20 protein-coding genes and 1 pseudogene are annotated in these 24,300 nt (G+C 70.2%); 10 read left to right on the plus strand and 11 right to left on the minus strand.

Annotated features, from left to right (window positions below; translation table 11 throughout):
* Positions 1 to 7 precede the first annotated feature (7 nt).
* The 7 genes from H1A17_RS02515 to H1A17_RS35770 all read left to right on the plus strand — a co-directional run bounded on the left by H1A17_RS02515 (position 8) and on the right by H1A17_RS35770 (position 6,918).
* Positions 8 to 1,099 carry a DUF4314 domain-containing protein gene (locus H1A17_RS02515; protein WP_194820939.1) on the plus strand — a complete coding sequence of 364 codons (1,092 nt, stop codon included), beginning with the start codon at positions 8 to 10 and terminating at the stop codon, positions 1,097 to 1,099.
* 98 nt (positions 1,100 to 1,197) lie between these two features.
* Complete coding sequence (locus H1A17_RS02520; RefSeq protein WP_194820940.1) at positions 1,198 to 1,680, plus strand: hypothetical protein; 483 nt, start codon at positions 1,198 to 1,200, stop codon at positions 1,678 to 1,680.
* 360 nt (positions 1,681 to 2,040) lie between these two features.
* Positions 2,041 to 3,198, plus strand: a complete 1,158-nt coding sequence (locus tag H1A17_RS02525) for an AAA family ATPase (protein WP_194820941.1) — start codon at positions 2,041 to 2,043, stop codon at positions 3,196 to 3,198.
* A gap of 25 nt (positions 3,199 to 3,223) precedes the next feature.
* Positions 3,224 to 4,861 (plus strand): VWA domain-containing protein, encoded by a 1,638-nt coding sequence (locus H1A17_RS02530; protein WP_194820942.1) that lies wholly within the window; start codon positions 3,224 to 3,226, stop codon positions 4,859 to 4,861.
* Between the two features lie 157 nt (positions 4,862 to 5,018).
* Complete coding sequence (locus H1A17_RS02535) at positions 5,019 to 5,387, plus strand: hypothetical protein (protein WP_194820943.1); 369 nt, start codon at positions 5,019 to 5,021, stop codon at positions 5,385 to 5,387.
* Between the two features lie 14 nt (positions 5,388 to 5,401).
* The gene (locus tag H1A17_RS02540) at positions 5,402 to 5,860 is read left to right on the plus strand and encodes a DUF4262 domain-containing protein (RefSeq protein ID WP_194820944.1); all 459 of its coding nucleotides are present in this window, start codon (positions 5,402 to 5,404) and stop codon (positions 5,858 to 5,860) included.
* A gap of 479 nt (positions 5,861 to 6,339) precedes the next feature.
* On the plus strand, positions 6,340 to 6,918 hold the full coding sequence (locus tag H1A17_RS35770; protein ID WP_194820945.1) for an SMI1/KNR4 family protein: 579 nt from the start codon (positions 6,340 to 6,342) through the stop codon (positions 6,916 to 6,918).
* Between the two features lie 93 nt (positions 6,919 to 7,011).
* Here the strand turns inward: H1A17_RS35770 and H1A17_RS02550 are convergent, their stop codons facing one another.
* From H1A17_RS02550 to H1A17_RS02565, 5 genes and pseudogenes are all read right to left on the minus strand, one after another.
* A complete protein-coding gene (locus H1A17_RS02550) occupies positions 7,012 to 8,292 on the minus strand; it encodes a hypothetical protein (RefSeq protein ID WP_194820946.1) in 1,281 nt (426 codons plus the stop codon).
* Positions 8,293 to 8,468: 176 nt separating this feature from the next.
* Positions 8,469 to 9,977, minus strand: a complete 1,509-nt coding sequence (locus tag H1A17_RS35450) for a BTAD domain-containing putative transcriptional regulator (protein WP_309236679.1) — start codon at positions 9,975 to 9,977, stop codon at positions 8,469 to 8,471.
* A 666-nt stretch (positions 9,978 to 10,643) separates the two neighbouring features.
* Positions 10,644 to 11,285: pseudogene (locus H1A17_RS35775) on the minus strand (LysM peptidoglycan-binding domain-containing protein); the annotation flags it as partial.
* Between the two features lie 388 nt (positions 11,286 to 11,673).
* Positions 11,674 to 12,228 (minus strand): AAA family ATPase, encoded by a 555-nt coding sequence (locus tag H1A17_RS02560; RefSeq protein WP_194820948.1) that lies wholly within the window; start codon positions 12,226 to 12,228, stop codon positions 11,674 to 11,676.
* Positions 12,229 to 12,364: 136 nt separating this feature from the next.
* Positions 12,365 to 13,096: a DUF7003 family protein gene (locus tag H1A17_RS02565; RefSeq protein ID WP_194820949.1), complete on the minus strand. Its 732-nt coding sequence runs from the start codon at positions 13,094 to 13,096 to the stop codon at positions 12,365 to 12,367.
* Between the two features lie 886 nt (positions 13,097 to 13,982).
* Here H1A17_RS02565 and H1A17_RS02570 point away from each other — a divergent pair.
* The 3 genes from H1A17_RS02570 to H1A17_RS02580 all read left to right on the plus strand — a co-directional run bounded on the left by H1A17_RS02570 (position 13,983) and on the right by H1A17_RS02580 (position 18,845).
* Complete coding sequence (locus H1A17_RS02570; protein WP_194820950.1) at positions 13,983 to 15,809, plus strand: Hsp70 family protein; 1,827 nt, start codon at positions 13,983 to 13,985, stop codon at positions 15,807 to 15,809.
* Positions 15,810 to 15,885: 76 nt separating this feature from the next.
* On the plus strand, positions 15,886 to 17,781 hold the full coding sequence (locus H1A17_RS35035; RefSeq protein ID WP_194820951.1) for a bacterial transcriptional activator domain-containing protein: 1,896 nt from the start codon (positions 15,886 to 15,888) through the stop codon (positions 17,779 to 17,781).
* Between the two features lie 311 nt (positions 17,782 to 18,092).
* The gene (locus H1A17_RS02580) at positions 18,093 to 18,845 is read left to right on the plus strand and encodes a hypothetical protein (protein ID WP_194820952.1); all 753 of its coding nucleotides are present in this window, start codon (positions 18,093 to 18,095) and stop codon (positions 18,843 to 18,845) included.
* A 214-nt stretch (positions 18,846 to 19,059) separates the two neighbouring features.
* Here H1A17_RS02580 and H1A17_RS02585 read toward each other — a convergent pair whose 3' ends face one another.
* The 6 genes from H1A17_RS02585 to H1A17_RS02610 form a co-directional block, all read right to left on the minus strand.
* Positions 19,060 to 19,737 carry an HNH endonuclease family protein gene (locus H1A17_RS02585; protein ID WP_194820953.1) on the minus strand — a complete coding sequence of 226 codons (678 nt, stop codon included), beginning with the start codon at positions 19,735 to 19,737 and terminating at the stop codon, positions 19,060 to 19,062.
* 226 nt (positions 19,738 to 19,963) lie between these two features.
* A complete protein-coding gene (locus tag H1A17_RS02590; RefSeq protein WP_194820954.1) occupies positions 19,964 to 20,581 on the minus strand; it encodes an AAA family ATPase in 618 nt (205 codons plus the stop codon).
* 174 nt (positions 20,582 to 20,755) lie between these two features.
* Positions 20,756 to 21,295 carry a flavoprotein gene (locus H1A17_RS02595; RefSeq protein WP_194820955.1) on the minus strand — a complete coding sequence of 180 codons (540 nt, stop codon included), beginning with the start codon at positions 21,293 to 21,295 and terminating at the stop codon, positions 20,756 to 20,758.
* A complete protein-coding gene (locus H1A17_RS02600) occupies positions 21,295 to 22,683 on the minus strand; it encodes a helix-turn-helix transcriptional regulator (RefSeq protein ID WP_309236680.1) in 1,389 nt (462 codons plus the stop codon). Before H1A17_RS02600 ends, H1A17_RS02595 begins: the two co-directional genes overlap by 1 nt.
* Positions 22,684 to 22,925: 242 nt before the next feature.
* Entirely contained in the window at positions 22,926 to 23,696 is a 771-nt protein-coding gene (locus H1A17_RS02605; protein WP_194820982.1) for a phosphotransferase, read from the minus strand.
* Positions 23,697 to 23,711: 15 nt separating this feature from the next.
* Positions 23,712 to 24,212: a hypothetical protein gene (locus tag H1A17_RS02610; protein ID WP_194820956.1), complete on the minus strand. Its 501-nt coding sequence runs from the start codon at positions 24,210 to 24,212 to the stop codon at positions 23,712 to 23,714.
* Positions 24,213 to 24,300: the final 88 nt, after the last annotated feature.

Here is a 24,300-nt window from a genome sequence, read left to right on the forward strand (position 1 = left end):
GCACACCATGAACTACCAGCCCGGCCAGCGCGTCACCCTGATCCACACCAACGACCCCCACACCCGGCTGCGGCCCGGTGACACCGGCACCGTCCGCCGCCACGACCAGCGGCACCACACCATCGAGGTCACCTGGGACAACGGCTCAACCCTGACGATGTGCCTCGACGACGGCGATCGCATCGCACCGGTCACCACGGGGCCGCCGGCCGATGGGCTGGTCGGCGAGGCCACCGGATGGGCCACCGCGCTACGGCGAATGCGCGACGCCGGCACCGAGGCCGGACGCACCGCCGCCCAATGGTGGGCGCAGGACACCATCGGCGCCCGGGCCAGCGGTGACACCCGCCTGGCCGCGCGTCGGATCCTGGCCGGTGTCGAGGACGGCGACCCGGAGGTCCTCGACACCCTGCCCCACTTCACCCTGGCCGGAGAGCCGGTCGACACCGTGGGGTGGGAGTTGTTCGCCGACGCCACCGGCGACGTCTCCGCCTGGTTCGGACTGCGCATCCCGCAGCGCGACGAGGCGATGACCGTCTACCGCGACGCCTACGACACCGCCGTCACCGACCACGTGACCGAACGGTGTCGCCTCGCGGCCAGCCCCACCGGGGCCGACGTGTCCCACCTGCACCCCGACCGGGTCCGGGTCGGCGACGTCGGCGTGTTCGCCGGCGACTGGGCGCGCACCACCGGCCCGGACGGCGACGACCGGATCGCGGTCGGGTTCGTCGGCACCCTGATCGACTTCTGGAACGGATGGGCGGTGTTCTCCTGCACCCGCCCGGTGGCCGAGGCGATCGTCGCCGACCAGCAGCGCCACCGCGACCAGCACCGCCACCACCTCCGCGAGCAGGGCGTTCCGGCCGACGACCTGGACCGGCGGGTCGACGAAGCGTTGGCCGACCTGTCCTTCGACGGCGACGTCATCATCGCCGACCAGCGCGCCCTGTCCGGCGACCCGGACGCCATCGACCGCATCACCCCCGACGGCGACGGCCGGTACGTGGTGATGGGCCGCACCTGGTGCTGGGAGGCCGTCGACCCGTACGCCTGCGACCGGATCATCGGCGACCCACCCGGCCCCGACCAGGCGTAGGCCGCGTCCCGGCCGAGCCCCGCCGCTTCGCCGAAAGCCTCGCCGACGGCGGCACCCGACACCACCACGACAGGTGAGACCAACAGGAAGGAAACCCCGTGACCATCCGTACCCAAGAGGAAATCGTCACCCGCGTCTGGGCTCTGCGGGCCAACCGCGAGGACATCTTCGGCTTCCGGGAGGAGGTGCTCGTTGAGGCACTCGACCTCGACCACGCCCGCCAGGTCGTCACCCCCCGCCACCCCGAGGCGTGGACCCGGCGGATCGACCACGAGATCTACGCCCGGGACTACCTGCGATTCGCCGTCGGGAAGATCATCGACCACCGCGGTAACTCGGCGAGCCGGTCGGTGGACAAGCTAGGTGAACTCGCCTGGCTTCTCGGCCGCGACGACATCGTGGCCGGGATGGACCGCATCGGTTACCCGGTGTACGGGGCGCCCAAGGTGAAGGCGTTCGCCGACGGGTTCGGCTGGCCGTTCCTCGACGACCTCGACGGCGACACCCGGGTGGCTCTGGCCCGGATGGCCGAGGGACAGCAGTGCGACCCGCAGGGCTGCGAACGGGGCTGCGCCGACTGACCACGGTCAGGCCGACAGCGTCGCTCCCGCCCCCCACGGTGCGTGGGTAGTCAGCCGGCGTACCCGTACTCCCGCACCCTCGAACCCCCGCACCCATTCGACTTGATCGATCTGGGTGGTGGGGGTTCCATCGTCGGCGTCGACACCGCCCGCGCGGCCACGACACCGACCAGTACGCACCAGCGGCGACCCGACGTGTCGCCGTGACCCTTCAGCACCACCGGGGTGTGGTCGCCCACCTGCCCGGCCCGATTCAGGGCCGGCAGTGGTTGGCCCCGCCCGTCTCCGCTGTGCGGTACCCACCGCCCGCGCACCCGGAGACGGGTGCGCGGGCCCAACCCCTTGAATCGAGGCGACCCCATGACCACACCACACCCGCAGGCCGGTGCACCGCAGAACGACCCGGCCCCGCCCGGCGGCACCGGCACTCCCACCGCCGATGCGGGCTCCGGCCGCTCCGGCTACCTCTACCGCAAGGTCGCCCTGTACCTGGCCGACCACCCCGACCAGATTCTCAAGGTCGGCGAGATCACCCAGGCGATCGGCGCACCGTCGTCCGGGGCGGTCTTCGGGGCGCTGAAGAAGATGGCCGCCGCCGGGCACGCCACCCACCACCGCGACCCGCACCACCGCTTCCAGATCACCCCAGACGGCATCGACGCCGCCGGCACCCTCCCACCCGCCGCACCCCGCACCCGCTCCAACGGTGGTGGGCGGCAGTCCCGGCCCGCGCCGGTACCGCGCCCGAACGGGACGCTGTACCACCCGCGGCGGCTCGGCAAGGGCTGGGACGTCGAGGAACTGCGACGGCTACGCACCCAGCAGGTGCCCGTGCTGCTGTACGGGCCGCCCGGCACCGGCAAGACCGCCATGGTCGAGGCGGCGTTTCCGGACCTGCTGACCGTCGCCGGCACCGGCGACACCGTCGTCGACGACTTCCTCGGCTCCTACACCCCGATCCCCGGCGGCGGCTACGAGTTCGTCCACGGACCCCTCGTCACCGCGATGCGCCAGGGGCGGGTGCTGCTGGTCGACGACGCCACCCTCATCCCGCCCCGCGTCCTGGCCGTGCTGTACCCGGCCATGGACGGCCGCGGCGTCATCACCATCCCCGCCAACAGCAACGAGACCGTGGAAGCCGTCGACGGGTTCTACATCGTCGCCGGCCACAACCCGGGCGTGCACGGCGCGGTCCTCACCGAGGCCCTGGCCTCCCGGTTCACCGTGCACCTGCACGTCACCACCGACTGGGACCTCGCCCGCCAACTCGGCGTGCCCAAACAGGTCGTGGCCGCCGCGATCGACCTCAACGCCGACCTCGCCGCCGGCAAGACGGTGTGGGCGCCGCAGCTACGCGAGCTGCTCGGCTTCGTGAAGGTCCGCGACCACCTGGGCATGACCGCCGCCCTGGCCAACCTGGCCGGCATCGCCCCCGAAGACGCCCGCGACGACGTCACCGCCGCCCTGTCCCGACACACCGGCACCCCGATCACCGCGCTCACCCTCGGCAAGCGCTGACCCCGTTCTGGAAGGAGCCAACCCCGTGTCACATCCCAGCACCCACCTCCAGCAGGGCGCGCCGCCGACGCCGGCCTGCGCCAGCGACTGGCACGCCTGGTCCGCGGCGTGGACCCAGCACGTCCCGCTGCTGACCGGCCGTACCGACCTGACCGTCCTGGTCGCCCCCGGCGCCGCCGGCGACGCGCCCGAGTGTTTCTACCCCGACCTGAACCGCATCGAGGTCGACGCCACCTACATCGCCGACCGGCCCGACATCACCGACCCGGCCAAGACCCGGCACAAGCGCCTCGTGCCCACCGGGTACGGGCTGCTCGTGCACGGTGCCGCGCACGCCGCGCACAGCCGCTGGAACACCCCACCCGGCACCCCGCCGATCCTCGCCGCCGTCGCCGACATGCTGGAGGAATCCCGGGCCGAAGGACGCCAACGCGCCCGCCGCCGCGGCGACCGCCGATGGCTGCGCCACGTCGTGAAGACCCTCCTCGACCCCGACGACGCGGCCGTCGACGACGCGTGGCACGCCGGGCAGCTCGCCGCCCTGCTCCTGGCCCGCGTCGACGCCCGCATCGTCACGAGTAAGGACGTCCGCCCCGTCCGGGCCGCCGTCACCGGCGTCCTCGGCCGCACACGCCTACGGCAGCTACGCGACATCTGGCGGGAGGCCCACACCTGCGACGACACCGACGCCGACACCATGATCACCCTGGCCCGGCGGTGGTGTCAGGTCCTCGGCATCGACCCCGACCAGCAGCACGACACCCCCGCACCGGACCCGGGCTTGTTCCCCGGCCGCCTCGCCGCGGCCCTCGTCGACTACCTCGCCGTCGCCGCCGGTGTCACCCCGGCCGCGTACGCCGCGGCGCTGCTGGTCCACCGGCACAGTCCACCAGCAGAGTGGGACCGCCGTGACCCGACCGAGCAGGAGCACCGCGCGGCCCGCGACCTCGCCAACCGGCTACGGCAGGCACGCACCCGCCACCCCGAACCCGGCCGGCGGCCCTCGGCGATCCCACCCGGGCGGCTGCGCACCCGACACGCCATCACCGCCGACGCGCAAACCGCCGCCGGGCAACTACCCACGGCCGCCCCGTGGCAGCAACGCGCACCACTTCCACCGGAGAAACCCCGCCTGCACCTGGCGATCCTGGTCGACCTGTCCGGATCGATGGGCCGCTACACGCAGGCGATGTCCTCCGCCGCGTGGATCTTCGCCCAGGCCGCACACCGCGCCGACGCGACGACCACCACCATCGGCTTCGGCGACCGCACCACCGTCCTGATACCCCCACGCACCTACCCCCAGCAGGTGCTGCACATGCGCACCGGCTTCGCGACCGCCACCTTCCCCGAAGCGGTCAAGGTCGCCGACCAACTCCTCGACCTGCGCCACGGCCGCACCCTGCGGATGCTCGCCGTCGTCTCCGACGGCTACCTCGACGACATCCCCGCCGGCCAACAACTCGTCACCACCCTGCACCGCGCCGGCTGCGCCGTGCTGTGGCTCCACCCCGCCGACCCACCCACCGACGGCGAACCGGTCAACCCCGACGAGGTCTGGGGAAACACCTTCACCCACGCCACCACGCTGACCGTCACCGACCCGGTCGAGGCCATCACCGCGATCGCCGACGCCGCCGTCACCGCCCTCACCCAGGCCTGAACACCGCCGGTCCCTACCCGGCCGGGCGGTGGACCAGTCCGCGTCCCGCGCCGCAGCGCTGCGACATCTGCGGCTGTCGCAGCGCCATGGGCCCCACCCCGCGGCGTACCCGTCCACGGGATCGCAAGGCCGACCATCCGACGACAAGGAATCAACGATGGACAACCCCATCCACCTGCCGGAAGAACCAGATGCCGACCCGTCAGCCCGCCTCACCGTTGGCGACCCGGACCTCGGCAAAACCCGGCTGCTCGCCCGCGAGTGCGCCACCTGCATCTTCAGACCCGGCAACCCGATGCACCTCGACTCGGGCCGCCTGAAACAGATGGTGACCGAGGCCTGCGGCAACGCCGGCTACATCATCTGCCACTCCACCCTGCCGTACGCCGGCAGCCCGATCCCACCCGCGGTCTGCCGCGGCTTCGCCGACCGCTACCGCACCTGGCAACTGCAGGTCATGCAACGGCTCTGGGGCTTCGTCGAAATCGAACCACCCGACCCCGACTCCACCCGCACCCCCGAATGATCAGGAGACAACACATGTCGAGCATCGACGACGTCCTCCGACGCCAGGAACACCTCATCGACACCACCGGCTGGGCCGTCACGCACGTCCTGCCCACCGACGACGACCCTGGCACCGCCCCGTTCACCTACACCGTCGGGCTCACCGCCCACGACCATCCGGAGCTGGTCACCGCCGGGCTGTCCCCCGAGATCGCCCACAGCCTGCTCAACGAACTCGCCCTCCGGGTCTACGACAGAGCCGAACGGTTCACCCACGGCCAGCGCGTCCGCGACCTCATCGCCGGCTACGACGCCATCATCATCGACGGCCCACCCACCAACGACCTGCTACCAGGGATGGCGATCGCCCGCTACGGGCGCGATCGCATGCGCCTGCAGCAGATGGTGTGGCCCGACCAGCAAGGCCTGTTCCCCTGGGAAACCGGATACGGCCTTGGTTCCAAGGCACAGCCGCTGATCGGCAGCCTGTAGCAGGCCAACCAGGCCGGCGCCGCCCGAGCCGGACGTCCGTGGCCATCCCGGTTGGCCACGGCACTGCTGTCGCCTCACCTCCACCGATGCCCGGAAGGTGACCGCACCGACGGGCGCGGGACATGTTCACCACGCCCATCCAGGCGTAGCGGAAGGGCGTCGCAGATAGGCGGCGTCCGGGGGCGGGCTGAGCGGTTATCCGCCCAGCCCGCCCCCGAGGCTTCGAGTAAGAAACCGGTCCCTTTGGCGTTGTAACGGCGGAGGGATGTCGCGTCAGCGGATGTCACTCGCGCGAGCCGGCACGCCATCCTGGACCGGGCTGTTGTCGCGTCCGCTCTCGTGTATGTCTTGGACCACAGACTCGACGAGGACCCGTTCTTCGTGCACATCATCAACACGCCGTGACCAGCCTGTCCGGGAATGACGCGGTGGGGCCGGCCTGCGGAGGTCGGTGCCACCGCCGTGAATGGGGTGCCTACATGTCACTGACCACTGACCTGGCCCGACTGGAACAGTGGCTTCGACTGCGATCGCCGACGACCTGGGCGTCGCTGCGCCCGCCTGCCACCCTCGACGCCATTGACTCGGCAGCCCACCAACTCGGCGTACGACTCCTGCCTGATCTGAAACGCCTGTGGCGGTGGCACGACGGCAACGAAGGTGCTCTCGTGGCCGGGCTGTCCCTGTACCCCGGCCACTACCTCCTCGGGGTAAACGAGGCGCTGGACGAGTGGCGTAGTCGCACCGACGTTGCTGGCCCTTCCACCCATTCTCGATCATGGCATCCGCACTGGATACCGATCGCTGGCGACGGAGCGGGAAACCACCTTGTCGTCGATCATCGACCAGGCCCAGAGCTTGGTGGCGTGTTCGTGGCCGATCTGCAGAATGGTCCGATGCGGCATCGTGGGCGACCCTCGCTGCCCGAGCTAATCGGCGACCTGTGCGACGCGCTAACCCAGGGTAGCCCGGTCGAGGGCCATCTCCCACACCTCACTGAGGAGGGCCGCTTGGCCTGGACGCCCCTACCGGCGTCAGCCAGGGTTCGTCCTATGTGACCTGGTCGAGCGACCGACTGGGCTGCCTGGTGCTCCGGTTGGCCAGCGCACCTGCACACCCCGTTCAACGGGATGGACGTCGCTTGCCAGGCGTCACTCACGCTGACCGGCACGTCGCACGGGGCGGGGGTGTTGTCGCGTCCGGTCTCTGGCGATTCCCGGTCGTCGGGGGTAGTCCGCTGGCAGGTGCCGGTAGACCGAACGCAGTGACTTGCCGATCTTCTCGGCAAGCAGCTCGGGGTCCATGTCCGGTTCTTTGCGCAGCCAGTAGGCCACTGCCTCGGCGGTTCCCTGAGGAATTGTCGACGCCTCGTCATCGCCAGCAGCATCTCTACCGCTCTCGCTGCGATCTGCCGAGTGCACGACGATCGGTTCGTCCGGTGGTGGCGGCGCGGGTGACCGTGCTGGAACACCGTCGTGCCTTGCAGCAGGCAGGTGTTGCGCGTTGTCGGTGATGGGCTCGGGTTCCCGCTGTGCCTGCGGCTCCTGTCCGCCGTCTGCCGGTGTGTCCGCCGCGGGCGGGGCGGAGGCGGCTGGCGGAGATTCGCTGGGTTGAGCGACCCTCGCTGTCCTGGTGTGGTCCTGTCGTCTGCGCCAGCGACGGCGGCGGCCAGCAGCGTTGGCCGCGATGATGCGTTCTGGGGTGAGGTCCGTGGCGAGGAGTGTGGTCAGCCCGGGATAGTCGGCGGTGGCGGTGAGGCGGGCGGCGATCTCGTCGAGGTCATACACGCGCACGGCGATGTCCGCGGTGGTGGGGTCCAGGGCCGCGCGGATCTTGCGGTGCAGCAGCCGGGCGATCGCGGCGTTGCGGTGTTCACGGTCGATCGCGGTGCGGGCTTCCGTCAGGGATTCGTAGAGGTCGAGGCCGTCGGCTTTGGCGATCGTCCGGGCTCGCAGGGTGAGGGCGGGATGCCGGATCCAATGTCCGACGATCTCGTAGGCCGGTGGTGTGAGTGGGAGGTTCCCGGTGGCGCGGAGCCGGTCGCGGCGTTGGTTGCCGGCGTGGATGAGCCAGACGAGGTATCCGAGGGCGGACATGCCGGCGTAAAAGCCGCCGAGGAGGTGGGCGGGGTGGGCGGTCCAGTTGAACGTCACCGCCGCGGCGGCGATCGCCGCCGAGAGCAGCCGGGAGGCCAGTGCCCGCTCACCGAGCCGGCGGCGTACGTCCGCGTCGGCCATCACCACCACGCCACCGAGTTCCAGGGTAGCGACGGCGGGGACGGCGACGGCCAGCGGAATGCCGAGAGCCTGGGCGGCGCCGGTCACCTGACCGATGAGGGCCACGGCCAGGACCAAGACGTAGAACGCCTGCCGGGTCCGGGTCGCGCGCCTAAGGGCGTAGAGCACCTCGGCGTCGAGGTCGTCGCGGGTCACCGGGACGGCGTGGGATCGCCGGACGTCCGCCCGCCCCTGACCGGTCACGGGCGACGTTGTTTCGCCGGACGGGGGTGTGGCGCGGAGGCCGGGACAGCCACCGGCGGCGGGTGTCGCAGGTCCGGTCAGGGTGGTGGCGGACGAACCGGCGAGGCCCTGCGGGGTGGGAGGTGACGTCATCGCTGGGGTCCGTTGCCTCGGGTCTGCGGGGGGCCTGCGGGCCGGTGGGTTGGTGGGCCGGCGGTGAGTTGGTCGGCGAGGGCGAGGGTGTCCTTACTCGGTTCGGCGTCGATCTCGGCCAGGTAGCGGGTGAGGCTCTGGCGTAGGGCGTGGACCTCGCCGAGGTGCCCCAGAGCGGCGTGGGCCCGCATCGCCTGCTGGTACAACGGTTCGGCGTAGGGGTCGTGTCTGATGGCGGCCTGCAGGACCGCGATGGCCTCGTCCGGGTCTGGTGTCGTGGTGGCCAGGGCCAGGTGGGCGTCGAGCGCCTGCCGGCGGATGCCTTCGCGGTGGGCTTCGATCCACTCGTAGTCGAAGCCGTCGGCGAGGGGGCCGCCGTAGGCGTCGACGGCGCGGCGCAGCGCGGCGAGCCGAGCCGCGTCACTGGCGGCTTGGGCGGCGTCGCGCAGCGCGGCCCGCATGCGCCACAGGTCCGTGTCGATGTGCTGGCGGTCGAGGGCGTACCGGTGGGTGGGGTGGGTGAGGTAGGTGCCGGGCCCGCCGGTGCGGGTGAGGGTCTTGCGTAGGGCGGACACGTAGGTGTGCAGCCGGTGCGGCGCTTTCGCCGCGGGCGCGTCGGGGAGCAGGTCGTCGAGGATCGCGTCCTGGGTCGCTTCGCCGTCGTGCACGGTGAGGTAGACCAGCAGTTCGAGAGCCTTCGCCCGCAGCGGCATCCCGGTGTCTCTGCCCAGGATCTGAGCCCCGCCGAGGACCTGTACTCCCACCTGCCCCCCACGGAGCTCCGGTTGCCCGTCGGCGGCGGGCGATGGGGCCTGCGGGAGGTTGGCGTTCGTCGGGGCCACAGGTGTCGCGACGGGCACCGGTGGGGCGTCGTCGCCGGCGGGCGGATCGGCGTCCGCTTCCGACCGGCTCACTGGAGGAGTGGTTCGTGGTTCCCGGGTACCGGCATGTTGGCTCCGCGCCTGCGGCTGGTGCGGGCAGGGGTGGGTGTCGGCGAGCGTCGTGAGTAGGTCGATGGTGTCCGCGGCGGTCAGGACTGTCAGCCGGTCAAACTTCGCCAGGTCTGCCGTCGGAATCCTGTCGCTGTCGGCGGCTGTGGTGGTTCCGTCGACGGCGACGGCGAGTGTGTCGCCGTGGGGCCAGGCGCCGAGCAGGACGCCCTGGATGTCGAGGTGTTGTCCCTGGGTGAGCAGCGCGGCGGTGCGGGCGCGCTCGTGCGCCTCGGTGGTGTCGGCGATGAGCAGCAGCGGTGGCAGCACTTCGGCCGACGGGTGGGTGTCCCGCAGGACGGCGACGGTGTCGACCTCGTAGTCAAGGCACATCCGGGTGCGGTGCAGGATTTGCTCCTCCACCACAGTCAGTGCGTCAGAGAGATCGCTGGTGACGCTCAGGTGAGGCATGTCCCCGACGGAGTGGGTGTGGTTCTCCAGCAGGGTGGCCAGGGTCGCGGCCGGGATGACCACGTGGCCCGGCTGAGCTGGTGTGCCGGTGGCGACCGCGGACACCAGGAAACCGCGTGCCGCCGCGTACGCAGCCGGTCCGGTCAGACCACGTCCCGCCGCCGGCCGCACTCCGGACGCCACCTGACCGGTAGGAGCGGGTACGTCCGCGACCAGACCAGGGGATCCGTGTCGATCGCTGCGAGACGCCCTGGTCGGGACAGGGCCGGTGTCGACGAAGGGTAGGTCGGCGGGGGCCGCCGGGGAAGCGGTTGTTGGTGTGGTCGGGCGGGCGGCGTGGTCGGGGGTTCCACTGCTGGGGGTAGGCGTGGGTGTGAGGCGGGGCAGGGCGTGGCGGATGTGGGCCAGGAGGGGAGGCAGCGGTGGCCGCTGCGGATCGCGTTCAAGGGCTCCGGGTGACGGGGCGCGCGGCGGGGTGTGGCGGTGTCGTCGGTGGGCGTAGGCGAGAGTGCCGGCGGCCAGCAGGGTGGCGGCCAACGCCGCGTCGATCCATCCGCGGTCGCCGAGGGAGACTCCGGGCCGGTCACAGTCGGCGGGAGCTTCGTCGGGGCCGGTGGCGACCGGTGTTGCCTGGGTGGTGGTCGGCGCGGTCGAAGGGCTGTTCGTGTCCGGTTGGTTGGGTGCCTTGTCGGGCGTGGTGTCAGGTGCGGGTCGCGGGGGCATGGAGGGCGGGCGTGGGGCGGGAGCGTTCGCTGGGGTGGGCAGGCGTAGTTTCCAGCCGGGTTGGATGAGGTCGGGGTTGGTCAGGCTGCCGGTGGTGAACCGTGCGCCACGGTTGAGGGAGTAGATGTCGCGCCACCGGTCGGCGTCATCGAGACGGCGTGCGGCGATCGCGGACAGGGTGTCCCCCCGGCGCACCGTGACGGTTCGCCGGGACGAGGCGTCACCGTCCTGCGGCTTCGCTGAGGCATGAGCGGTCCGGGCGTCGCGGTCGCTGCTGGCAGGTGGTGGGGTGCTGTCCGGGACGTCTGTGGCCGTGGCGGCGAGGACGGCGGGAGCCGTGCCGCTGACACCGGCGGTCACTGCGGTGGCTCCGAGCAGGGCCGCGGTCAGCCCTTGCAGTGGTCCGGGAAGACGCAAGGGGGCAACTCGGCGCAGGCGGCGGCCTACACGGTCAGACAGGTGGGTGAGGATGGTGGTGGCGAGCAGCGCCCAGATCGCCCATCCGACGGCGATCGCGAGGATGGCGAGGAATTTCGGTGTCAGCGGCTGGGCGATCCACGCCCGCGCCTCGTCGCCGGTTGGCCATCGCATCTGGGAGCGGCCGAGGCCGTACAGCAGGAGCGCGGGGGCGCTGATGACGGCTCCGCCGGTCAGTGTCCTGCCGACGCGCGCGGTGGTCCGGAGGCCCATGATGTCCCTTCCTGCCGCCCGGTGAGGTGTGCCGGGAACGCTAGGCGCGGCCGGGCCTGTGGGACGGTTTTCAGCGGTTCACAGAAGGTCACAGCACCTCACACGACCTTACAAACGCAGGTCAGTGGGCTGTTGGTCGTCGTTGGTCGACCGCCCGTATGGGCGGCGAGTGGGTGCCGAAGACTGACAGGGACAGCCTGTCGGGGATGTCGCGGCTTCACCCCGCCCGGCTCAGGTCGCCTGCTCTCGCGTCCTGGTGGTGCCGCGCTCGGCCGGCGGGATTGACGCGGGCGCGGTTCATCGACACGCCACGGTCGAGTCAGCGCATGGACCGCTCGATCTCCTGGGATGGCCGGGCCCGGAACCCGGGCAGGCGAATCAGGGTTGCTTATCGCCCGGCATTGACGAAGGCAACGAGCTCGTCGAGGCCGGGGCGGTAGCCGTCGCTGGTGTCGACCTTGATTTCGGGCACGTCGAGGTGAACAGGTCGGAAGCCGTGGTGGCCGACAGCGTGGGTATCCCGGTCACCGAGATGCCCGTCGGCGTGCGCGCGCCGAGTGGCGCTCTCGTCGCGCCGTCGTTCAACCCGCTCGAAGGCCGTCTGCGCGGTGACCTGGCAGTGCACCACCCGAATATCGGCGATCTCGGTCAATGGCCTCAGTCCCGGGCCCCACAGGCGATCCTGGAAGGCCGCCTCGGCGACTGTAGTGACACCTGCGGCCAACAGCAGCCGAAGCACCTCGAAGAACGTCGGTAGGGTCCGCAGACTCAACGCGTCGCTCGGCGCGGCGACGACATCACCGGCCGCGTGGACCATGCCCTCCTTGATCTCGTCCCGGCAGATCGCCGGACAGCCGATTCGTCGGGCGAGCAGATGAGCGAGGGTCGTCTTGCCCGCCCCTGGCGGTCCACTGATGACGACAAGGGCCGGAACTGTTCCCATCACGCCTTTATAAGCCCAGTGTCGACTGCGCAGGTCCGAGAACAAAGGTCAAGTCCGGCTGCATGTGCACACCCGCGCCGAGTTCGGTCTGCGTCCGGCGACCGGCACTCTGACCTGACGGGGGTGGGAAGGGGTGTCACAGTGCGCCGGACATCGGCCAGTTGGTCCAGTGGGTGTTTCCCGGGAGGGCTGGCCGGTAGTGGGAGGGGTCGGCGGTGGCCAGCACCTCGCTGATCTGCTGGTAGGTCTCGATGTCGCTGGGGCGAACCTCGAACGCCACCTGCCTCTGCGGAGGTAGGTGGCGGGTGAGCGTCTCGTGGAGCTGTCGTTGCCGATCTCGCTCGGGGCTCGGTGGCCGGACCCGCAGGGTGGTGTGATGCCAGTCGTCCAGGCACAGCACTCGAGGCAGGTCCGGCGGGACGAGTTGACGTATCTCCGCGTTCTCGGCCAGCAGAAGATCACGGTGCTGGGGAGCGAGGAGCCTAAAGAGGTCCTCCGGGCGGATAGTCGCAGCAGCGGCCACCGGCACGGCCTGCCCCCTGATGACCAGCGGCACCTGCCGGTACCGCACCGCCCCCGGATCGCCCTCGAACAGGTCCGCGAAGTTGTCGATGCGGTTGGCGAACCGCGTATGCCAGGCCTCGTCCGTGCCGGTGAGGCAGTTGCCGAGAGCGTGCAGGACGTCGACGACGTTGCCGGCCCGCGGGTTGTAGCCGACGATGTCCACGACCAATGCCCAGCGCTCGGCGTCACTGAACGCATGCAGCCGAGCCGATATCAGATAGCTGTAGGGGTGTTCCGGCTCGGGAAACCGACGCCGCTCGGCAGCTCGATCGAACACATCGACGACAGCCTCCACCCGCACCATGCTCCGGATCGTAGGCAACCGCTATCGTGCTCGATTCCACAGCGGTGACCCAGCCGTCGCATCCAGGACCGCTCGCTCGAGCGTCACTGCAGCTTGCCGATCCTGCGTCACAGCCCATCTGACATGCAGGTCGGCCCAGTGCAAGGCGTCCTGCGCCCAAGCCGCCGCACGCTTGGGTAGGCCGCCGACAAGTTGCTCAAGGTGCTCCTGCACGAATGTGACATCGGCAAGGGCCCGATCCAGGACGGCTTCCCCCAGCCCACTGACCGCGGCCTTCCCCCGGCGGTACACCGCGAGCCGTCCTCGAAGTCCTTGGCCACGACGCTCGCCGGCCATACCCACGTAGACGAGACCACCTGCCGCCCCCTGCCGAGCGAGGTACACACCTGGCAGACACGGCGCCGAGACAGCAGCATCGTGGAAAGGCAGCCACGGCGACCACTCGGCAAGATCTGCGACTACATCGTCGGCAATCATCGGAGCAGCATGCCGCAGGGCGGACGGGGCGAATCTTTGGAGGTACCGCACTCTCACGCCGCGATCCGCGCGAGCGCGACCACCCCAGCAGTGACGGGTTGTAGCCGGCAGGGCGGTCCGTCGGGCACGGGAGGTGCTCGACAATCCTCGTCGTTCCTTCTGGCACGTTGACTTCCGCACCTTCACCCGTACCTGCTTGTGCAGCTGGAACCGTACGCCGACAACCTTCTCAGGAGACCACACCGCACACGGCAGGGACCAACGAACGGCAGCCGTCCGCGACCGGGCGTCTCCTTCATGTGAGAGGCGGCCACCGGAAGGACAATCTCCTGGCCACGGCGACCCGTTACGTCAGGCTGGGGATATTCATGGGTGACGTGAGGATCTTATTCATGTTTGACTGACGTGCATGTCAGGGCAGGTGCGGCTGGCGATCGACTACGGGGCTACCAGCGCCGTGGCGGTGCTGGCGTGGCCCGACGGTCGATGGGTTCCGGTGGCCGTTGACGGCAACCCGGTGATGCCCAGCGCCGTGTGGGTGGCCGAGGACGCGGGTGTGTGGACCGGGCAGCAGGCGTGGCAGGCCGCCGCGCGTCAGCCGCACCGGTTCGTCGCGGCGCCCCAGCGGTTCGCCGAGCAGACCCTCACCGTCGACGGGCAGCAGGTCGAGGCGACGACGCTGGTGGCGGCGACCCTGCACCGGGTCGCCGAGCACGCTGGGCAGGTGGCCGGCGGGCCGGTGGAGGATGTGCGGCTGGTGGTGCCGCCCGGGTGGGGGCCGCGACGGCGTACGTGGATGCGGCACGCGGCGCATCGCGCCGGCCTGGGGCAGCCCCACCTGGTGGAGGCCCCGGTCGCGGTGGCGGATCACCTGGTCGCCTCTGGTGCGCAGATGCCGGTGGGCGCGTATCTGGCGGTGGTGGACATCGGCGGTGGGGCGGAGGTGACGGTCCTGCGTCGTGGACCCTCCGGGTTCGAGGTCCTCGCGACCCTCGCCGACCCCGACGCCGGCGGGGACGCCATCGACCGTGCCCTCGCCACCGCCCTGGCCGGAAAGGCAGAGGGCGGGTGGGCGTGGGTGGCGAGCGTGCGGGCCGCGAAGGAAGCCCTCACCCAGCACACGGCGATCACCGTGCCGCAGCCCGACGGCACAGCGGTCGTGGCCACGACCATGGCCCTGGAACAGGCGGCACGGCCGATCCTGGACCGGGTAGGGCAGCTGACCTGCGAAGCGGTCGCCGCCGCAGAAATCACCCCGGCGAACCTGACCGGCGTGTACCTGGTCGGCGGCACGGCCCGGCTGCCGCAGGCCGCCACGATGATCACCGAACGGACCGGCCTCATCCCGCAGGTCGCCCTGGATCCGACGATGGCCGCGGCCCACGGTGCCGTCGGCGCGAGTCCCGCCGCCGCTGGTGGTGGTGAGGTTGCGGGGCAGGAGCCGGTGCCGCAGGTCCGGCGGGTGCTGGGCATCGCGGTGCCCGGCTTCGCGTCGCTGATTCTGATCACGCAGATGCTGCTCACCGTCACCCGCGGCGGGGTGTATCCCCTCGAGTGGGCGGAACCGGCGTGGGGACTGTTGGCGATGGCCGCCGTGTTCGCGGTCATCGCCTGTCTGTCCGCCGGCACGATCCTCGGATCCCTGGCCGCCGCCCACAACCCCGGACCCACGACCCAGCCTCCGGCAGGCACCGTCAGCATCGGCATCCTGTCCGCCGTCTCCCTGGGCGCGGCCACCGCGAGCCTCTACGCCGTGGTGGCCGCCCAGTACCTGAAGATGCCGGTCGGACCATTCCTGCGCTGGGCCCTGCTTCCCGTCGCCCCGATCGTCGTGCTCGCTCTCATCGCCGCCGTCGTCGCCGCCCGCCAGCGGCGCACCCCACCCGGTGGATGGTCGGCCCTGTTGGCGTTCCCCACCAGCTCCGTCCTCACCGCCGCCATCGGCATCGGCCTGGTCCAGTACTCGAACACCGCAGCACGGTGGCCCGACATGCTGGTCTGGATCGACCTCGCCGGCCGGGTCGGAGGACTGCTGCTCGGCGTCGGCACGGTCCTGGCCCTGGTCCGCCCCTGGGCGCTCCGGCTCGTCCTGGGCGCGCCGCTGGCGGTCATCACCGCCGCGATCACCGCACCCCGTATCACCGGCACCCTCGCCGGCATCTACGCCACCGCTGTGGCCGGATGGTGGGTGTACCGGCTGTGGACCCGTCTCGTCCGCGCCCCGGCCACCCCATGAGCGGCCACCACCCCGCCACGCGCGGCCCCCACCGGTGCCGGCGCGTGGGCCGGCACGACCATGGTGGACGGACGCGGTGAGGTGGCCCCGTCAGATCGCCTCCGCGGCTGCGGTCACCGCCGTCCTGGCCGGCCCACCGATCGTGCTCACCTACACCGTAGGCTGGCCCTTGCCCACCCACCCCACCCAGGAGCACCTCCGCCAGTGGCTCAGTGACCCCCTCACCGAGGACACCCTCATCGCCGGGCTGGTACTTCTGGCCTGGATGCTGTGGCTCCTCATCGCTGCCCTCACCCTCCGTACCGCCGTCACCCGCGCGGCGGCGACGATCCGGCGGCTGCGGCGCCTGCCGCTGCCCACCCCGATGCAGGCCACCGCGACCGGCATGGCCGGCGCCGCCGCCCTGTGGGCACCCACCACCACCACCGCCACCACGACCGATGCACCACCGGCCCCCACACCCACCAGCACCGGCGAACACCCCCACCCCCAGCAGGCCGCCGACGCAGGGGTGGACGTGCCCGGGGCATGGATCCCCGCCGACACCGCACACCAGATCGCCGCCGCCGGCACCCTGGTCTGGCTCCGCCGCCGCCGCCTCTACCGACCCCCACCCCCCGGACAACGCCGCGACGACAGCGACCTGACCGCCCTGCCACCCACCGTCACCGCCGTCCAAGCCGCCCTCGCCGACACGCCACCCACCCCTGCTACCCCGCTGAGAATCCCTACCGGGGGCATCGGGCTGACCGGCCCCGCGGCCACCGACGCCGCCCGCGGCATCCTCCTCACCACCCTGCTCCGAACCCTCCGCGACACCACACAATCCACCACGATCGTGACCAGCCGCACCGACCTACACACCCTCCTCGGACCCCAAACCCTGCCCCTGCACGACCTGCCAGGCCTGACCGTCACCGACACCCCCGCCGACGCCATCACCACCATCACCCACCCGCCCCACCCAGGCCTGGCACACCCGACGCTGCTCACCCACGCACCCACCGACCCCGACACCGCCGCCCGCCTCGCCACCGCCCTGACCCACACCCCCGGCGTCCTCATCGGCACCTGGACCCACGGCCCCAACTGGCACATCACGCCCGACGGACACACCGAGCGCGGCACAGGCGGCGGACGGACCCGGCTGTGCGTACTCACCGCCACCGCCGCCCGCGACCTCCTCGCCGTCCTCACCCCCACCCCGCCCACACCACCGGCGGTAGCCGCACCCCGGCAACGACCACCAGCGCCCACCCCACCGCCCGAGGCGTCCCCACCGAAGCTGTTCACCCTGCGCGTCCTCGGCAACCCCACCCTGTGGGTAGCCGACAAACCCGTCACCATCCGCCGCACCGCCGGCCTACAGGTCCTCGTCGCCCTCGCCGTCCACCCCGACGGCACCACCACCCACGACCTCGCCACCACGATCTGGCCCGGCCTCGCCGGACACACCGTCGCGCGACGGCTTTACACCACCCTCAGCGACCTCCGCAAAGACATCACCACCGCCGGATACCCCCACCCCATTGCCCACACCGACGACCGGTACCACCTTGACCACCACCACACCGACGTCGATCTCTGGCGCCTCAACGCCGCCATCGACCACGCCAGCACCACCGTCGCTAACCATGCCCCCGCCCACCAAGCGGTCATCGACCTCTACACCGGCGACATCGCCGTCAACCACACCTGGCCCTGGCTGGACCTCATCCGCGAGAAGACCCGCCGCCACGTCATCGACGCCCACACCACCCTCGCCACCAGCGCACCCGACCCCCACACCCGGCTCCACCACCTCCAGAACGCCCTCCGCCTCGACCCCTACAACGAACACCTCCACCACCAAGCCGCCAACACCCTGGCCACACTCGGCAGACACCACGACGCCGACGCGCTCCTCACCCGCTACCAGCAGAGACTCACCGACGCCGGTATCACCCCACCCCACCCTGCCGTGCGGCGATAGATCCGCCGGCCCGCCGGTCAGGCGCCTCTTCGTCCCGCGAAACGACGGACCGTCGACGGGCTGCGCCAGCAGGGCTGAACTGGCCTGCCGTGCCACGGGAGCTCGCGGTCGCCCCGGACCGGTTACGCTCCTCGTCACCCGGATCAGCCTGCGAACGCCGCCGTCGACGCAGTCGCAAGGCCGACGTCGAGTAGCCCGAGCCACCCAGCGCCGTGAGATCGACGGCTAGTCGATCAATCACCGATCGCGTCTGCCGGTGAGAGCCGATCGGCCAGCCCGTCCCACTACCGCTGGCTCGTATCGTCACGGGCATGATCAGTGAGCTGTGCGCTGCCACGGTGCGCCATCGGCACGTCGTTCTACTGCTTGGCCTGCTGGTAGCAGTCGTGAACGCTGCCACCATCGGGCTCACGCCCGCCCTGGGGCAGACCCTGTTCTTCCCGCTCGTCCTGATCACCTTGGCGGTCCTGGTCCTGTCGGTCGTCGCCATGGGAATTCGGCCGGCCTCGTTCGTGGTGCTTCCGCACGTGCCGGCCTTCGCGACGCCACCGCCGGCATGGAAGGTGTTCCTCGCCCTGGGCGTCCTCTGGCCCAACTCGGCGAGCCTCGGCGCATTGGTCCGCTCCACGAGGGCGGACATCGTGTCGACGCTCGACGTGGTCCTTGCCCTTGCCTGGGTCGTGGCGGTCACGTTGCTACTGATCGATGTGTGGCGGGACAACGAGGTGCAACTACGGCCCTACGGCATACGGCAGAGCTGGCCGCTCGGCTCGCTCACCGTACCGTGGGAGGCCCTCCCCGCAGCTCAGCTCCGACCAGGGACCGATCGTCCCTCGCGGCTTCGCATGGCCTTCGCGCAACCGCTGCTCGTGAAGCGCTGCGGCATCCCGTGGAGCCGGAATGCACTGCGCACGGACAACGTCGACGCCCGGTTTCTTGCCGCCGCGATCCGACACTACGTCTGTCGTCCTGAATACCGGACGGCTATCGGCAGCCAGACCGAATACAAGCGACTTCTCATCGAACTGGCCAACCGGCAGGACGGAGCGGACCGTGCCGACTGATCGAGCCCTTGCATCCCGATCAGCGGTCGACGTCGACCGGCACCGTCAGCAGCAGGTCTGCGGCACCGGGGTCTGTGGACCTGACCGCCACACTCCCGACAGCCGTCTTTGATGTGCTTGATGCCGACCAGGGCGCGGTAGGCCCTGCTGGCTGGCCAGTTGTCATCGATGGGCTGCTGCACGTCGACCGGGCCGGTTGGTCTGCCGATCGGGTTCAGGAGGAGCAGGTGTTGAGCATGCTCTGTAGTGCGGATTTCTCCGATGACTGCAGTCGTAGGCCCCAGGTGTGCTTCACGGTGATCCACATCTTGCTGTAGGTGCACCGGTACGACGACAGGGGCGGCTGCCATGTCGAGGGGTCCTGGTCGCTCTTGGACTGGTTGACGTTGTCGGTCACCGCGATCAGTTGCGGGCCGGACAGGTCGTTGGCGAAGCTCTGCCGGCGGCTGGTCGTCCAGGAACTCGCGCCGGAGCGCCAGGCCTCGGCGAGGGGGACGACGTGGTCGATGTCGACGTCCGACGCGGCAGTCCAGGTCGCCCCGTCGTAGGGGCTGTACCAGCGCCCTGACGTTGCCTGGCAGGAGGAGTTGACGACGACCGAGGTGCCGTCGCGCTTGAGGACCTGCTCGCGGGTGTCGCAGCTACCGCTGATGGTGATCCAGTGGGGGAACAGGTCCCGGGAGTAGCCGCTGGTGGAGCCCTCGCTGGCGACGGTGAGGGCGTTGAGCTGCGACTGCGCGGTCGCCTTCGAGGGGATCCCCGGCGGCGTCGCCGACGCGGTTCCCGCACCGGTGGCCGAGAAGGCTGCGCCGACAAGTGTGGCGAGGGCCAGCGTCACGGCACGCACACGGGGTCGCGCAAGTGTGGGCGTCTTCGTGGTCAGTCGTGCCATGCCGTGCCTCCAGGTCACCATCAGCAGCAGATGCACTTACCATCTTCGATGAAGATGGCGGCGGGATGGCATTGCTGTGAAGGGTTGGGAAGATCGGGAGCGCCGGCGTGGCATCTATTGGCACCATGTCACATCGATGCGGTTCTTCTTCCCTGGTCACGCACGCCCTGAGTGCGTGAGGTGGGCACGGGTGGTCTGAGCTGCGGAGTTCTGGTTCAGGGCGGTGTCACCGAGCATCCGTCGCGATAGTCGTCTGGTCGGCTTTGCCGGCGCAGTGGGGGCATCGTCGTGGGCAGGGTGTCTGCGGTACGGCGGTGGTGAGGCCGCTGGTGTCCAGGATCGTGGTGACCGTCTGTGCGAAGGTGTTGGTCTCGCCGATGACGGTTTCCCCGGGGGTGTCGAGCAGGTCGTGGTGGGTGTACCAGGTGCGCATCTCGTTTGGGGTGACGGGGATCGGCTCGTCGCGGCTGAGGTGGCGGCGGACGGTTTCGTCGAAGGACACGTCCAGGTAGAACACGGCGACCGGGCCGGGGTGGTCGTCGATGAGCTGGTGCAGCACGGCCGCGTAGCGTTCGGTGTGCAGGATGCCTTCGAGGATGACGTGGTAGCCCAGGTCGAGGGCCGTGCGCGCAGTCGCGGTGATGAACGCCGGGGCGACCGGGTCGATGCGGGCACTGTCGTGTTCCCTGAGCACGATTCTGCGCAGGTAGTCCTGTTCCAGCAGCGCCGCACCGCGCCCGAAACGGCGGCGTACCTCGCGGGCGGTCGTGGTCTTCCCGCTGCCGGAGTTCCCGCGAATGATCACCAACGTGGGCGGGGGCTTCATGGGGTTCGGCGTCGTCATGGCGTGCTCCGTCAGGCGGTGGTGGTACGACGGCGCACCGTCGCGGTGTGCCCAGTGGTGTCGTAGCCGGCGGCTTGGAAGGTGAACAACTCCGCGCACCGGTGTGATCGCTTTTCAGGCGGAGCCGACAGTGGCCACGGGGGAGATACGGCAAGTCCGAACAGGTTGAGCCTGTTACCGGTGCGGGGTGGGCGGAATGTGGAGTTCCTTCGTAATGACGTGCCAGCAGAAGGTCTCGCCGTCCTCGCAGGGGTTCAGGGCTTGGAGAGGTGTGAGCCGTACGCCGTGGTCGGCGAGTAGTCGTAGGTGGGCGTTGAACGCGGGATGGCGGGCCAGGCTGGACTTGACGAAGGGGGCGGCCACTATCGGAAGCCCCGTGCCGAGGGCTTCGTTGAGGATGCCGAGGGCCATGCTGTCGTTGATGCCGGTGGCCCATTTGTTGATGGTGTTGAAGGTTGCCGGGACGACGGCGATGGCATCGGCAGGTGGCAGGCTGCGGGGTTCGTCGGGGTGCCGCTGCCGGTAGCTGACGGGATGCCCCGTCAGCGCGGCCAACTGTTCTGTGGGAAGCCAGGTGTAGGCGGTCTCGGTCGCGATGATGTACACGTCCCAGCCGTCGCCTTGTGCCGCTTCTACCAACTCGGCGATGTGCCGGGCTGGTGGAGCGGCACAGACCACCAGGTGGAGCAGCCGGGTGTTCACAGGTTCGGGCATCAGGCGACGATCTCGGCTCGTTCGGCGAGTGCTCGCAGGCCGGGAGTCGCGGAGCGTCGCTCACGGGCGAGCAGGCCGCCGATCAAGCGGCGTGTCCTGGCGTGCACGTGCACGGTCTGGGGTGCGATGCGTTCGGCTTCGAGGAGGTGCAGCACTGCTGCGGGATCGTTGTCGGACGAGCTGGCGTGTGCCGCGGCGAGGTCGAGGTGGACCTGGGCGCGGCGGCTCATCAGCGCCCTCGGCAGCGATGAGGTGTCGAGGTGTTCGCCGAGATGGATGGCTAGCTGTGGTCGGTCGGTTCGGGTGGCGATGTTGATGCGGTGGATCATGACGTTCGTTGGTCCGAAGCCGGTCCAGAGGTCGTTGCGGTCGCCGCCGACCTGTTCGGCTAGGGCGTGCGCGTCGTTGAGGTGCCGCTCGGCTGCGGCGGGCTGGGCTTGGCGGGCGGCGACCAGTGCCGCGAGCAGGGTCAGTGCTCCCTGGGCCGATAGGGCCTGCGGCCCGCGTCCCTGCGGGGTCCGTTTGAGATGGTCAAGGGCTGCCGTTACCACTGCCTCGGCGCTGTCGGTGCGGTGAGGCATGGCCAGCAGTGCGGTTCCCACCGAGAATGCCGCTGCGGCGACGAGGGCGACGTCCTCGGTGTGCTCGGTGGCGATACGGGCGGCTCGGTCGGCAGCTATCCAGGCGAGGCTGGGATCGCCGAGTTTGACGGCGACTTTGGAAGCGGCGAGATTCGCCCCGGCCAGGACCGCAGCAGCCCGGTTGCGGCCGGTGCCGGTGCCGGCGCGGGTCATGATGTCCGCCTGCTCGATCGTGTCGGGTAGCTCCCGGATCGTCTCGGCGTAGTTGCCCCGCTGATACAGGTTGTGGACGTGCGCGACCCGTTGACGGACCTCCGGCAACCTGATGGGGTCGATCGCCTGTTCCGGCCGGGTGGGCGCGAGCAGACGGTGGCGAAGGTGAGCCAGCAGACGGGCGGCGACGGAGTTGTCGTCTTCGCGATGGCCGGCCTCCGCGTCAGCGACTGGTGGCTGCCGATGCTGTGCCACCTCGGCGATTACCCGATGATCCAGGACCGCTCCCCAACGGGCATGACGGGCCGCCTCGGCCCTCTCCTGTTGATGCCGAACCTCAAGTGACCGGTACTCGTCATAGCCGGTGAGCAACTCGCCCCCGGCCTGCAGGAGCGAATCGCACTGCGCCCAGAAGACGCGGTCCACCACCTGCCGGCCGTTCTCGACGTTGGCGACCGTGCTTCGAGTGCTGTGCACCCGACGCGCCACGTCATCTTGAGTCAGCCCATGCGTCTTGCGCCAGCCGGCGAGCCTCCGCCCCAGCGCCCGCTTCGCGTCACTGATCTGCTGCGGATCCACGAAGATGCCCTCCACCCATCATCGGGGGCCTCGATCACCGCTCGTCACGTACCCCTCACGGCAACCTGACAGTAGCCGGTGACGACCGGAGCGGCTGTCGAGACTTCGTGTCGAGGGTGTTCGACACCCAGGCGTGCACGTAGCGCCACCCGCCAAGCCATCCGCTGCTCACCCGAACTCATCACCATCCTGACCTGCAGATACCAAGAATGTAATGCCCATGACAGGAGGTGCCCTCCATTCGCGCGGCCGGCACCTTACGCCCGGTAGGCCGCCCATTCGTAGGTCCAGAGCGCTAGGTCGTGCACCCAACTCTCTGTGCTCTGCCGTGACTTGTTGGCCCACTTCGCGGCGTTCCTCGCTGCGAAGTCGTCCAGAACCTCGGGGTCAGTCCCGGACCAGGTGGGGAACTGGCTGAGCCAGTCTTCCGCCTGGGCCGGGGTGTGGCCGTTGCCGATCAGCCACTGAGTGAGCAACGCCAGCTCGACCCACGGTGCCGCCTTGGTCGCGTACGCCCAATCGACGATCCGCAGTCCCTGCGGTGTCAGGATCAGGTTGGCCGGGTTGAGGTCGGAGTGCACGAGCGCATCGCCGTCCATCGCCGGATGGGCGAAGCTGAGCCGCCCGGCCGGGCCGAACAGCCGCATGTCCGGCGCGGCGGTCTCTTGAAGCCCTTCGAGGGTCTCGGCGAGCGTGTCGAGATCAGGACTTCCGGGCGACAGGTCGGGGTGGGAGCCGTCCAGGTGCTCGGCCCCCACCACCAACCAGCCGTCGGACTCGAAGTCCCAGAAAACAGCGGGCGGGTACCTGTCGATGGCCTTGGTTACCGCCAGTTCGTAGCGCAGTGACCGGACGCCCGGGCCCGACGAGGCGGCCTTGACGAAGACGGTGCCGGTGGAACCGATGACGGTCGACGCGATCTCCGCGTGATCACCACACGGAGCCGGGTACACACCGACGATGCCGCCGACTCGATCGGCAACCGCCATCCCGACTCGCTCGGGTAGGGCGGCCCAGTCGCTGCGCATGGTCACCTCTCGTTGTTACTTGCCGGTGAAGTCCGGTTCCCCGGGCGGGCAGCACGACTCGGCTTCACCGTGCCAGAACTCCATGTCGACCCGGTACCCGGTGGCGTGCAGCGCCGCGAGGGTGAACGTGACGGCGGTGCCGTCCATCATCCCCTCGGTCAGGATGGGGATGTGGTGGACGAAGCTCCCGGCGATCTGCTCGCAGGCCGCGGCGTAGGGCACGGTGTGCTGCAACACGGAATGCCACACGGCGTCGACCGGGAGGGTCGGCACGACACGGCCGACCGACCCGTCGGGCAGCAACATCCCGAAATCCTCGTTGCCCACGGTGTCGGCGTGCGCCTTGAGGAAGACCAGGAACTGCTCCACGGCCCGCTCCGCGTACACACGGGTGACGTGCCGGTCGGCAGCGAAGTAGTCGACCAACTTCCCGAACACCTCGGCCGTGACGAGGGTCCGAGGGTCCAGGGCGGCCGTGCTCGCGGTCGTGGTCGGTTCGTGTGCGGTGACAGTCACGACTTCTCTCCTTACACCTGGTGCACTCAGCGGCGCTGATCAACGCCGCGTACGGAGCTGGGGGTTCCGCATGCCTGTTCTCTGGTGA

Source organism: Micromonospora sp. S-DT3-3-22 (assembly GCF_015354745.1).
In the GTDB taxonomy this organism is placed as follows: Bacteria; Actinomycetota; Actinomycetes; order Mycobacteriales; family Micromonosporaceae; genus Micromonospora; species Micromonospora wenchangensis.

Coding starts and splice junctions, on each gene's coding strand:
- H1A17_RS02580 (WP_194820952.1), top strand. CDS start 18,093: ATGATCAGTGAGCTGTGCGCTGCCACGGTGCGCCATCGGCACGTCGTT.
- H1A17_RS02560 (WP_194820948.1), bottom strand. CDS start 12,228: ATGGGAACAGTTCCGGCCCTTGTCGTCATCAGTGGACCGCCAGGGGCG.
- H1A17_RS02570 (WP_194820950.1), top strand. CDS start 13,983: ATGTCAGGGCAGGTGCGGCTGGCGATCGACTACGGGGCTACCAGCGCC.
- H1A17_RS02535 (WP_194820943.1), top strand. CDS start 5,019: ATGGACAACCCCATCCACCTGCCGGAAGAACCAGATGCCGACCCGTCA.
- H1A17_RS02525 (WP_194820941.1), top strand. CDS start 2,041: ATGACCACACCACACCCGCAGGCCGGTGCACCGCAGAACGACCCGGCC.
- H1A17_RS02515 (WP_194820939.1), top strand. CDS start 8: ATGAACTACCAGCCCGGCCAGCGCGTCACCCTGATCCACACCAACGAC.
- H1A17_RS02585 (WP_194820953.1), bottom strand. CDS start 19,737: ATGGCACGACTGACCACGAAGACGCCCACACTTGCGCGACCCCGTGTG.
- H1A17_RS02590 (WP_194820954.1), bottom strand. CDS start 20,581: ATGACGACGCCGAACCCCATGAAGCCCCCGCCCACGTTGGTGATCATT.
- H1A17_RS02605 (WP_194820982.1), bottom strand. CDS start 23,696: ATGCGCAGCGACTGGGCCGCCCTACCCGAGCGAGTCGGGATGGCGGTT.
- H1A17_RS02595 (WP_194820955.1), bottom strand. CDS start 21,295: ATGCCCGAACCTGTGAACACCCGGCTGCTCCACCTGGTGGTCTGTGCC.
- H1A17_RS02540 (WP_194820944.1), top strand. CDS start 5,402: ATGTCGAGCATCGACGACGTCCTCCGACGCCAGGAACACCTCATCGAC.
- H1A17_RS35770 (WP_194820945.1), top strand. CDS start 6,340: ATGTCACTGACCACTGACCTGGCCCGACTGGAACAGTGGCTTCGACTG.
- H1A17_RS02565 (WP_194820949.1), bottom strand. CDS start 13,096: ATGGTGCGGGTGGAGGCTGTCGTCGATGTGTTCGATCGAGCTGCCGAG.